The sequence below is a fragment of the Burkholderia sp. Cy-637 genome, assembly GCF_011753175.1.
Lineage (GTDB): Bacteria > Pseudomonadota > Gammaproteobacteria > Burkholderiales > Burkholderiaceae > Burkholderia > Burkholderia gladioli.
Genome location: NZ_VWWC01000060.1, coordinates 25,827 through 37,030, shown reverse-complemented (window position 1 = coordinate 37,030; position 11,204 = coordinate 25,827). Strand labels below are relative to the sequence as shown.

Genomic DNA, 11,204 nt, shown 5'->3' with positions numbered 1-11,204 from the left:
CGTTCATGCGTTGGCGGCCTTCGCGCGGGCGCCGCCGGCGCGCGCTGCCTCGGCCGCGTCGATCCCCTCGGCCGCGCTTTCCGGCTCAGGCTCAGGCTCCGTGACCGGCGCCGAAGCCCGAGCCGCCGCCTCGCCCGTCTGCTGCGCGCGCGCCGCCGCTTCCTGCTCGGCCATCGCCGGACGATTGCGCAGATGCAGCAGGAATTCCTGCACCAGCCGGTCCCACAGCTCGATGGTCGAGCGCAGGTAGCGCTCCGACACGCCGCCCGCCACGATCACGTCCATCTCCAGCGCCAGGAAGGCGCCGTGGTTGGCCAGCCGGGCGAAGCGCTTGGTGCGGTTCCAGCTGGCGGTCAGCTCGGCCGGCATCTCGCCCTGCACCTGCAGCACGCAGCTCAGCGTGTAGTCGAAGAAGCGTGCCTCGGCGGTGCCGGCCGCGGCCGCGTTGCCGAAGCGCACCGCGAAGCCCACGCCCTGGCTCGCGCTCATCAGTTGCACATGGCCGTTGTGCTCGGCGGCCGTGACGCGATAGCCGGCGCGCCGGAAGATCTCGGCGAGTTGATCGGCGCCGACCGTCTCGATGGTGATGTCTTGCGAGGCGCGTGCCTCGTTGATCTGCTGGATGTCTGCCATGGTCTCTCGTCCCTCGGTCCTGCTGCGTGATACGAATTGAACGAATCGAGCGGCGTGATGCCGGGTGCCGCCCGATGCGCCTGCCGGCGGCCGCGCCGGCCCGATGCCGCCTGTCACTGCGCGCCCGAGGCCGCCTCGGGCTTGGCCGGCCGCGCGGCCGGGTCGTACTTGCCGGCGTAGAGCGCGTCGCCGTAGCGTTGCGCGAGCTGGTCGTACTTCACGCGCGCCGACTGCGCGAAGGGCTGGCGCGACGCGAGCACGGTGCCGAGCCCGACATGCTCGTAGGCATCGAGGATCTCGTGACCGACGCGATACAGGTCCGCATTGTGTGCCTGGCAGCTTTGCAACTGCGTGTCACGCGCCGCGAGATCGGCCTGCAAGGTGCCGCGCTGCGCATCGCGCGTGCGCGCGGTGCCGGCCAGCTCCTCGTAGGACGCCCGGGCCTTGGCCAGTGCCTGCGTATCGCGCGCGTGCGCGGCGCGCTCGTCGGCCAGCGCGCGCCGGGCGGCCGCCTCGGCGCCCGAATCGCCCTTGGCGGCCGATAGTTGCGCCTGCAACTCCTTGACCTGCGCCAGCGCCTTGTCGCGCGCCTGCTCGGCGCCGGTCTTGTCGGCCTCGAGCTGCGCCTGCCCATCCTGGAGCTGGCGCAACTGCTGGGTGGTGGTGCGCAACTGGCCGCGCAGGCGTTCCTCCATGCTCTGCGCGCCGGCCGTCTGCATGCCCGCCATCAGCATCGCGACGGCGGCGGCAGCGGCAGCACCGAGCCGGGCATATCGATTCGATCTCATCCGGTACCTCGTCAGAAGCGCGCGTTCAGTTCGAGCTGCAGCACGTCGATCGATACCGGCGGCCCATACACCTCGCGAGCGCTCAGGTAGCGCGCCGACAGCCAGGTATCGCGCGCCACCGCATAGGCCGCGCCGAGGATGTAGCCGCGCGCGTTGGTGCCGCCGAGGTGGAAGTCCGGATCGTTGAAGGCATCGAGCGTGGCGTCCGGCTGCAGGTACTTGTAGGCCACCGAGAAGTTCCACTGGCCCTTGTCGTGCGGCTCCGGCTCGCCGAAGGTGGCCTTGGCCAGGAAGCCGTTCGGGCCGCTGCGATAGTCGGACTGGCTCGGGGTGATCGAGCTCGACTCGTAGTTGTTGACCGGCGTGGACGCGGCCGCGAAGGCCTTGTTCGAGTTGTAGGCCAGGTTGCGCACGAACTCGCCGTCCAGCCGCAGCTTGAAGCGGTTGGCGATCACCGTGTCCCACTGGCCCTTCAGGTCGAGCAGGCGGTAGTTGTAGGCCAGGCCGAACAGCTCGGGCAACGGCGTGGTACCCGGCGCGATGTTCGGGTTCTGCACGATGTTGCGCAGCGCGATCAGCGTATTGCCGCCCTGCATGTAGGCGGGCGCCTCGTTGTCGGTGCTGCAGCTGGTGGCTCCGGCATAGAGCGCGCACGGCGAGGACAGCGTGCCGCGCATGTTCTGGTAGTCGTAGTAGGCGATCGCGCCCTTCACGCGGTTCTGCTCGTTGATCTTCCACTCCGCGCCGAACTGCGCGCCGAACATCCACTTGGTGTCGCCGCCCACCTTGTCGGTGCTGTTGGAGGGGAAGTTCTCGCTGGTGTACTGGATCGGGAACACGCCCAGCGTGCCGAACAGCGTGACGTCGGGGTTCCAGGGCAGCGCACGGCGCATGCTGGCCGCGATGCCGTCCAGCTCCAGGTCGTCGGAGAACAGCAGGTCCGACTTGAAGAAGGGATTGTCGAAGCGGCCCGCCACCACGTTCAGCCAGGTGGTCGGCTTGTAGCTGAAGAAGGCCTTGTTCAGCCAGATGCTGCGCTTGGCGAAGCCGCCGCCGGCGGTGGCGGTGGTCGACACCGGGTTGTTGTCGTTGCCGCTGGCGAGCTGGATGCCGGCCGAGATCTCGTCGGACAGGGTGGCCGTCACGCCCAGGCGCGCGCGGTAGCGCAGCAGGTTGTTGCGGTTCTGCGTGGTGTTCTGCGTCGGGATCTGGGTGGTGTTGGTGTTCGGATTGATGTCGAAGCCGGTGCCCGAATTGATCGCCGCGAAGTTGGTCACGTTGGTCGAATTGCGGCTGCCGTAGAAGTGGTATTCGTCACGCACGCGCAGGTCGCCGTCGAGCTTGAAGCGCGACACCCAGTCGGGGAAGGTGTTCGGCTGGGCCCAGTTCTCCTGCTTGGCCTGGGCGATCACCTCCTGCTTGACCTGGTCGCGGATCTGGTCGCGCACCACCTGCGGCACGTAGGGCACGGCCACGTCGCCCGGCTGGGTCGGCGCATTGACCACCGCCGCGCCGGCCACCGGCACCACGCCAGCGGGCGGGCGCGCGGCGCGCGCCTGGGCCGCCTCGCTGCGCGCCTCGCTGATCAGCTGGCTGGCGCTCTGCTGCGTGAGCACGCCCTGCTTGACCAGCAGGTTGATCAGGTTGATCACCACGCTCTCGGTCGGCGCGGCCTTGCCGGCGGCGGCCTGCGCCTCCAGCGACTGCGCGCGCGCCGGCGCCGAGCCGAACACGCCCAGCGTCAGCACCGCCGCGCCGATGCACGACAGCCGACCGGGCGTGCCGCCCCACGACTGTCCCCCACCCCGTATCTTCATCTTCCGAATCATCAAAGTGCTCCGCACACTGTCTGTTCTGTCCGGCAGCGCCCGCCCCCGCGACGCCGCCCCATGATTTCGCGAGGCCCTAGGCCGGCTTGCGTCCCTGCATCCTGACCGTCACCGGATAGGCGGTGCCGGCCGGCGGCGCCTCGTCGACCCGGCCGAGCGCCTCGACCGCCGCCACCACGGCCGCGTCGATCCTCGCGTCGCCGGTCGACTGCGCCACCGTCACCCGCGTGATGCGGCCGCTCGCGTCCATCCAGAGGTCGAGGCTGCCCGAGAAGCGCGTGCCGCCCGCCTCCTGCACGCCCTTGTCGGCCTCGATCGCGCGCTGCAGCACATAGACCATGTACTGCGCGTAGCTGGCGTTGCCGAAGCGCCCGCCGCCGCCCGAACCGACCATCCCCGAGCCGTCGCCCGCGCCGATCCCGAAGCTGTCGGTGCCGGCCTGCGCGGGCGCGTTCATGGTCATCTGCCTGGGCTGGTTGTCGGACGGCTTGGGCGTCTCGGCCGGCTTGGGCGCGACGGTCGGCTTGTCGAGCGGCGTCTTGACCTCTTCCCTGACCTTCTCGGGCGGCGGCTTCTGCGGCGGCGGGGGCGGTGGAGGCGGCAACGGGATCACCGTGGTCACCTGCGGCGCGCTCACCCGCTTGACGCCGGCCGTGTCGCTCGCGAAATGCCAGATCAGCGCCACGACGCCGGCCGCGACCAGCGCGATCAGCACCGGCTTGATCAGCCGCCGCGGGCCCTTGGGCGGTCCGCCCTGGTAGCTCATTTCCATCGCCGGTCCCTAGCTGCCCTGCCTGGCGCGGCCGGTCACCAGCCCGACCTGCGAGAGATCGAGCCGGCGCAGCAGGTCCAGCACGTCCATCACGCGCTGGTACTGCACCGTCGCGTCGCCCTTGAGCACGATCGGGAACTCGGGATTGCTGGCCTTCTCGGTGCGCAGCCGGCTCTCGAGTTCGTCCATCGTCACCGGGTAGGCGTCGAGGAAGATCTGCCCCGAATCGGCCACCGTGATGGCCTTGGTCTTCGGCTTGGCGAGGCTCGTGGAGGAGCTCGCCTTCGGCAGGTCGACCTTGATGCCCTGCACCGAGGCGGTGGTCATGATGATGAAGATGATCAGCAGCACGTACGCCAGGTCCAGCATCGGCGTGATGTTGATGTCGTCGTAGGGCTTGTCGTCGTCCTGAACCTGCATGGTGGTCTCCCCGCGTCGTTCAGTCGGCCAGCACCGCGTGATCCGGCGAGCGGTGTGCCTCGGCCAGGCGCGTGACGAATTCGTCGACGAACACCTGCATGTTGGCGGTCACGTTCTTGTTGCGGATCAGCAGGTAGTTGTAGCCAAAGAGGGCCGGGATCGCGACGAACAGGCCGGTGACGGTGGCCAGCAGCGCGGCGGCGATACCCGGGGCGATCGCGTTGACGTTCACGTCGCCGGCCGCGGCGATCGCCGCGAAGGTGATCATCACACCCACCACGGTGCCCAGCAGGCCGAGGAAGGGGCCGCCGGAGATCGCGATGGTCAGCAGTACCATCGATTTCGACAGGCGCTGGTTCTCGCGCACCAGGGTGGCGTCCATCGAGGCGCGGATCGCCTCGATCGACTCGCTGGTAATGATGGTGCGCCCGGTCGAGTCGACCCGTGCATGGATCTCGTGCACGCCGGCGCGGTACAGCCGGTACAGCGAGGACTGGAACAGGCGGCGGCCCTCCTCGCTCTTCTCGTCGAAGTGCGCGAGGCCGGTCAGGTGACGGCCGGCCACCTCGCGGAAACGCTGCACGAAGAAGGCATTGGCCTTGTCGACCACGCCCACGTAGCGCGCCTTGGTCCACATCACCACCCAGGACAGCACCGCCATCGCCAGCAGGATCACGATCACCACCCAGGCGTCGACCGTCACCGAGTGCACGATCACGCCGAAATAGCCGAAGCCGAAGCCCGACTGCTTCTCGTCGGCGCCGTAGGCGACCAGCTTCGACTCGGAGCCCTGCGACAGCGCGTCGACCGCGATCAGTTGCGGCGAGCGCGCCACGCGCGACAGGCGCAGTTCGTCGAGCGCGCCCGTGTAGGCGGCAAAGCCCGCCGGCGCGCCGGGCGCGTCGGCGCCCACCACGGCCGGCGTGTTCAGCGCCGGCAGCGCGCCCGCCACCTGGGCGACCTGCTTGCCGTTCGCGTAGACCGTCAGGTTGTGGCCGTCGTCGGTGACGGCGAGATGGCTCCACTGGCTGGCGGCGAACGGCGCGGTGCCGGCCACGCGCACCGGCGCGGCGCCGCCGTCGATCTCGGCGAACGGCAGGCCGTTGTCGAGGCCGATCAGCAGCGCGTTGGCGCCGTCGCGGCGGCTGTAGAGCAGCGCGTTGGGCGCGAGCGCGGCCGGCTTGACCCAGGCGCTGAAGGTGAAGCCGCCGCCGGCGGCCAGGTTCAGCGAGGGGCTGGCCGGCAGCGTCAGCGAGCCCTTGCCGTCGAAGCCCGCGCCGCGGCCGATGATGCCGTCCTCGACACTGCGCACGCTGGCGGCCTGCGCGTTGTTGGCATAGGCGGTGGCGTCCTTGGGCGGCGTGCCCGCGGCGCCGTCGAAGTGATAGACCAGCGCGTAGTCGGCATCGAAGCTCTCGGCCGGCTTGCCGCCGTCGCTCGCCTTCTTGTTGCCGTAGTACATCCAGATCGACTCGGCCGAGCCGGCCGGCATCTTCGGCACGTCCACCCAGATCAGCGCGACGCCGAGCACCGGGTCGTACTGCTCGACGTGGTAGTTCAGCGGCGTCTTGTCGTCGGCCGCGACGAAGCGGATGTCGGCACCGTTGTCGGCCAGCCCGTCGAACTGGAAATTGCCCGAATGCAGGCGGATCAGCAGCGGCACGCGGCCGGCCGATTCGCTCAGGTTCGCGCCCTTCGGACTCGCGTCGATGGTGATCGACTTGCGGAACGACCAGTCGTTCTGCCACCACGCATTCGCGATTCCCGGCAGCGCGCCCAGCAGCGCCGCCAACATGAACACCATTACTCGCTTCACGATCCACTCCCCGTTTTCGCCTCGGGCCGCCCGAGGCCCGGCACGATCAAAAAAAATCCTCAGAAACCCAGTCGCACGCTGAAGTCGAACCGGGGGCTGTACTGCCGCGTATAGACGCCCGCCTTCAACGGCCAGCCGGCCTCGAAATCCGCGCTCGCGTACTTGAGCACCTGCATGCGCATGCCGAAGCCGATGCTCAGCAGGTTGAAGCTCGAGGTCTGCTCCGGCAGCGGACTCAGCAGCCACAGATGCGCGGCGTCGACGAAGGCGTGGAAGCGCAGTTCGTTGATGCTGCCGCCCAGGTGCGGCGCGAGCGAGGGGCTGCGCAGTTCGAGCGAGCCGATCACGCCGCTGTCCGCGGTGTCCTCGGCCTGCATGTAGCCGCGCACGCTGTTCATGCCGCCCGCCGCGAACTGCTCGCTGGACACCAGCGGCGAGTTCGCGAGCTGCGCGCTGATGTGCGCGTTGGCCTGCAGGTCGTGCTTGAAGTTCTGCGTGTGGTTGATGTCGAACTTGCCGTAGATGAAGTCCGGCGAGGCATTGAAGCGCTTGTTGTCGAAGTCGTTCCAGCTGCTGCCCAAACCGCGGATGTTGGTGACCAGCGCGGCCGAGAAGGAGGTCTGCGACTGCTTCAGGTTCATCTGCCCGGTGTAGGAGACGGTCACCGGGATATAGGTGAGCGGCGCCGTCGAGCTCTGGCCCAGGGTGGTGACGTTCTCGTCGTAGTGCTTGTGGTCGATCTCGACGCTGAGGTTCTGCGCGTAGGTATCCGACGAGGGCAGCGCGTAGATCGCGGTCAGCCCGTAGGTGGTGCCCTTGCCGAGCACGTTGGTGCTGGCCAGCGAGGCGACGTTGCTGTCCGAGTGGACCACCGTGGCCAGGAAGCTCCAGTTGGTGTCCTTGAGCGGCGCCAGGTACGAGAACGCGTAGACGCGCGCATCCTGCGGATGCTGCGGCGCGAGCACGTAGGTGCCCGAGATCACGTGGCCCATCTGCCACAGGTTCGAGTAGCTCAGCGTGCCCGTGGTGCGCAGCAGCGAGGTGCCGGGGCTGTTGTCGTTGTTCAGCTCGATCGAGCCGTGCAGCGGGCTGTGATCGTCCACCTTGAGGTCGACGTCGACGGTCTGCGGCAGCGTGCCGGGCTTGAGCACCGGGATCACCTGGCGGTCGGCCGAGCGGTTCAGCGCGGTAAGCTGCGCCTGCGCCGCGTTGAAGTTCGGCACGCCGCCCTCGGCCAGCGCCGGCACCGCGTCGCGAATGGTCTGCGGCGAGTTGTATTCGGCGCCCTGCACGCGCAGCCGGCCCACCTTCGCTTCGGTCACCTGCAGCAGGATCACGCCGTTCTTCACCTGCTGCTGCGGCAGCTCCACCACCACCGACTGGTAGCCGCGCTCCTGGTAGACCTTCTGCAGCGCATCGCGCGCGGCATTGACGTCGTCGAGCGTGCGGCCCGGGCCCTCGAACGGATAGACGGCCTTCTCGATCTCGAGCGACGGCAGCATGGTATTGCCGCGCACGATGAATTCGTTGATGTCGAACTGGCGCGGCGCGGCGGGCGCCGCCCGCGGGCTGGCACCCGCCGGCGTGCCCGCGGCCTGCTGCGCGCGCGCCGCCGACGCCAGGCTCAGGCCGCCGATCAGGGCGACGCCGGCCAGGCAGCGGCGAGTCAATCGCCTGGTATCGTGGGCTTGCTGGTCTACTCTCGGCGGCATGCGCCCTTCCCCTTTTGTATCGGTTCCCGCTGCTCACGCGTGCCGCTGCGCGGCCGCGCTAATCCCCGTCTGTTTCATGCGGATGACAATTCCTTCGCCATCCTCAGCAATTAATCCGTGCCGCGATCCGTCGCGGCAGGTCGATCCTCAGTTGCGCACCGGCTCCGCGCGGAAGGCATCGAGCGTGAACCACAGCAGCGCGTCGATGCAGGCCTCGTAGTCGCAAGCGCCGGTGTCGAGCATCAGGTCCGCCTGCGCCGGCGGCTCGTAGGGCGCCGAGACGCCCGTGAAGCCGGGCAGCTCGCCGCGCCGCGCCCGCGCGTAATGCCCCTTCGGATCGCGCGCCTCGCACACTGCCAGCGAGGCGCTCGCATACACCTCGCGATACGGCTCGCCGATCACCTCGCGGGCCATATCGCGCATCGCCGCCAGCGGTGCGATCGCGGCCACCACGGCGACACCGCCCGCCTCGGCCACCATCGCCGCCACTTCCGCGATGCGCCGGATGTTCTCGAAGCGGTCGCGCTCGGCAAAACCGAGATCGGCGCTCAGGCGCGCGCGCATCCGGTCGCCGTCCAGCACCATCGCGAAACGCCCGAGCCGTCGCAGATGCGTGGCGAGGGCTTCGGCCAACGTGGTCTTGCCCGCGCCGGACAGGCCGGTAAGCCAGACCACCCCGCCGCGCATCGACTGCGCCGTGCCTACCAACAAGGACGGATCGGGCATCGACAACCCGCAGAATTTCGTATCCATGTCCGATCAGGCCGTGCCGCTCGCGGGATGCGCGGCCTCGTCGTCCTCGCGCGCACGCGTCTGCCAGAAGCCGCCATGCATCGTCACGATCGAGGGCGTCTCCAGCCATTGCTGGGGCCCGAGGATTTCCGCGCGCTTCACGTTGGGCAGCACGTGCACGTCGAACACCTCCTCGACGCCGTTGTAGAACCGCAGGATGCCGAGCACCTCGCCGCTGGCCGCGTCGAGCGCAGCGACGCCGGCCACGATCGAGCCCGCCTCGGCCTCGATCGGCAGGCCCTGCGGGCCGCGCCGCTCGCGCAGCCGCGACAGCCCGACGAACAGCACGCCGCGATACTCGGCCAGCCCGTGCGTGAAACCCGGCAGGCTGGCCAGCACGCGCCGCGCGCCGCTGGCCGGGTCGATCTGCAAGACGCGGCCGCGGCCGCCTTCCAGCACGTGCAGGCGGCCGCCGATCACGCGCGGCGAATGCGGCATCGACAGGCCCGAGGCGATCACGCGCCCCGAGGGCACCTCCATCACGATGCCGCCCTCGGTCATCTGCTTGCGCCAGCCGAAGGGCGTGTCGCATTGGGCGAGCGCCGTGGCATAGCGCACCTTGCCCTCGTGGAAGGCCATGCCGTTCAGGTGGCAGCGATCGTCGGGCGCCAGCGCGCTGATGAACGGCGGCTGCCAGATCGGCGTGAAATTGAAGAAACCGTCGATCACGCAGATGCAGGAGAAACGCGTGTTGACGGCCAGCACGACCTGCTTGTCGAAGGCCATGTCGTGCAGGTCGAGGTCGCCCGTGCAATAGGTCTGGCGCGGCACGAACATCGCGTCGTAGTGCGCGGGGCGCGGCGGATAATGCGGCGCGAGCGTCGAGACGTTGGCGTAGATCACCAGTTCGTTGGCGGTCGCCACCGCCAGCCGGTTGCCGGCCACCGCCAGGCCCATCGAGCGCGGCAGCAGGCAGGCCGACAGGGTCGGCACGCCATCGTCCACCCCCAGCAAGGCGACGCCCGACGGCCGGCGGCTGATCGCCAGCGTGCAGCCGAGCGCCGCCAGCACCTCGACGAAGCGGCCGGTGTCGCGCAGGCTGATGGTCGGTGCCTCGCCATCGCCGGCGAGCGCCCGGTCGGCGTCCTGGTGCGGCGCGGCGAGCGGCCCCGCCGATGCGTTGTCGATCTGTTCCACTTGCCCCCACCCCATTCGTGCGCGTCTTCGGCGCACCGCATTGGCTCATTGCGCCCCGCCTCGCGTTCGCGCGGCACGGCTCTCGCCCACAGCTATCTAGACGGAACGGTCAGCCTTTTGCCGCAATGTTTTTTGCGCGGCTTTCCGCGTGCTTCATCGGCGCGGCCGCGACCTGCCATGGCACTGGCACGTCGCATCGGTCGGGAGAGGAAAAACCGGCTCGCCCTTCGCGCGAAAACGTCTCGCGAGACGACCAGGGTTCGGCGCGGGAAGGCCCTCGCTCGAGGGCTGCGGACGCGGCATGCGCCGCGTACCCGCCATCGAATCGGGCCGGCCCTCCGGTCGAGAATCGCGTCGTCGCTCGACGTCTGCTGCTGGTTCGTGATCATCGGCGCGGCGCCTGCCGCGCGGCTCGTCCGGCCTGCCTGCAAGCCGGACGTCGCGCCCTCTCAAGCGCATGCAACACTGCGCGGCCCGCCCAGGCGAGCCGCGTGCGTATCCTCGGACCACAACCGGTAATTTTTTGTGACACCGGCGCGAGCATTTGAAAGGTGTCGGAAGCGAATACCGATTCGCGGCGCCATTTGAAACAGTTTGCGGGTCCGCGCCCGTCGATCCGTCCTGTGCTTAGGGAACGGTGGATCGTTTGCGATGCGCGGCGCGCCGCGATCACGGAGCAAGGACGAGTACAGGGCATGCGGATGCGGAGAACCTCGACGGTGGGACGATGTGGATCGCCACGCTGATCCGGCGCTGGCTGACCGGCAAACTGGCCGCCGCGCCCGGCGCCGGCCTCGCTCGCGCACGCGCCGTGCGCGGCGGCGCGGCGCCGCCGGTGCGCGCGCTGCGCTGGCGCGCGCCGTGGCTGCCCCGGCAATTGGCTTCCTGGGTGCTGAGCACGCTGCTGGCACCGCCGTTCTGGTCGATCGGCATCCTGCTGCTGATCAACCCGGACAGCGACCAGCCCTTCCTGTGGGCGATCGCGATGGGCATCGTGCCGCTCGCCAACGGCGTCGCGATGATCGCCGCCAACCAGCGCCATCATCGCGCGCCCTTCCTGGCGCGCCGCGCCGCCGCGGCCTACCTGTTCGCGATCGGCGCGAGCGCCGCCTGCGGGTTCTGCGCGCTGCTGCTGTGGGGCTCGCACTCGGCCGCCGAGCTGGTGGGCCTGCTCGCGCTCGCGCCCGACGGCACGCGCGAGGCCTCGGCCACGCTGCACGAGCTGCTGCTGGTGGGCGGCTTCGGCATCGCCTCGGCGCTGCCGGCCAGCCTGCTGCATGCCTGGCTCGCCTTCGACGAATGAGC

At 69.5% G+C, this 11,204-nt stretch carries 10 protein-coding genes; 1 reads left to right on the top strand and 9 read right to left on the bottom strand.

Going from position 1 to position 11,204, the window contains the following annotated elements; genetic code table 11:
• Positions 1–3 precede the first annotated feature (3 nt).
• From F3J10_RS17430 to F3J10_RS17390, 9 genes are all read right to left on the bottom strand, one after another.
• Positions 4–633: a YbjN domain-containing protein gene (locus F3J10_RS17430; protein WP_167242607.1), complete on the bottom strand. Its 630-nt coding sequence runs from the start codon at positions 631–633 to the stop codon at positions 4–6.
• A gap of 113 nt (positions 634–746) precedes the next feature.
• Positions 747–1,421: a hypothetical protein gene (locus F3J10_RS17425; protein ID WP_240155622.1), complete on the bottom strand. Its 675-nt coding sequence runs from the start codon at positions 1,419–1,421 to the stop codon at positions 747–749.
• A gap of 11 nt (positions 1,422–1,432) precedes the next feature.
• Positions 1,433–3,250: a putative porin gene (locus tag F3J10_RS17420; protein WP_167242606.1), complete on the bottom strand. Its 1,818-nt coding sequence runs from the start codon at positions 3,248–3,250 to the stop codon at positions 1,433–1,435.
• 76 nt (positions 3,251–3,326) lie between these two features.
• On the bottom strand, positions 3,327–4,022 hold the full coding sequence (locus F3J10_RS17415) for a TonB family protein (protein ID WP_167242605.1): 696 nt from the start codon (positions 4,020–4,022) through the stop codon (positions 3,327–3,329).
• 9 nt (positions 4,023–4,031) lie between these two features.
• Positions 4,032–4,442 (bottom strand): biopolymer transporter ExbD, encoded by a 411-nt coding sequence (locus F3J10_RS17410; RefSeq protein ID WP_167242604.1) that lies wholly within the window; start codon positions 4,440–4,442, stop codon positions 4,032–4,034.
• 19 nt (positions 4,443–4,461) lie between these two features.
• Positions 4,462–6,246 (bottom strand): MotA/TolQ/ExbB proton channel family protein, encoded by a 1,785-nt coding sequence (locus F3J10_RS17405; protein ID WP_167242612.1) that lies wholly within the window; start codon positions 6,244–6,246, stop codon positions 4,462–4,464.
• Positions 6,247–6,317: 71 nt separating this feature from the next.
• On the bottom strand, positions 6,318–7,970 hold the full coding sequence (locus F3J10_RS17400; protein ID WP_167242603.1) for a ShlB/FhaC/HecB family hemolysin secretion/activation protein: 1,653 nt from the start codon (positions 7,968–7,970) through the stop codon (positions 6,318–6,320).
• 147 nt (positions 7,971–8,117) lie between these two features.
• Positions 8,118–8,723: an adenylyl-sulfate kinase gene (gene cysC / locus F3J10_RS17395; RefSeq protein ID WP_205200326.1), complete on the bottom strand. Its 606-nt coding sequence runs from the start codon at positions 8,721–8,723 to the stop codon at positions 8,118–8,120.
• Positions 8,724–8,729: 6 nt separating this feature from the next.
• On the bottom strand, positions 8,730–9,899 hold the full coding sequence (locus F3J10_RS17390; RefSeq protein ID WP_345791217.1) for a TIGR03032 family protein: 1,170 nt from the start codon (positions 9,897–9,899) through the stop codon (positions 8,730–8,732).
• Positions 9,900–10,626: 727 nt separating this feature from the next.
• Between F3J10_RS17390 and F3J10_RS17385 the strand changes: the two genes are divergently transcribed.
• Positions 10,627–11,202, top strand: a complete 576-nt coding sequence (locus tag F3J10_RS17385) for a hypothetical protein (RefSeq protein ID WP_167242601.1) — start codon at positions 10,627–10,629, stop codon at positions 11,200–11,202.
• Positions 11,203–11,204 lie beyond the last annotated feature (2 nt).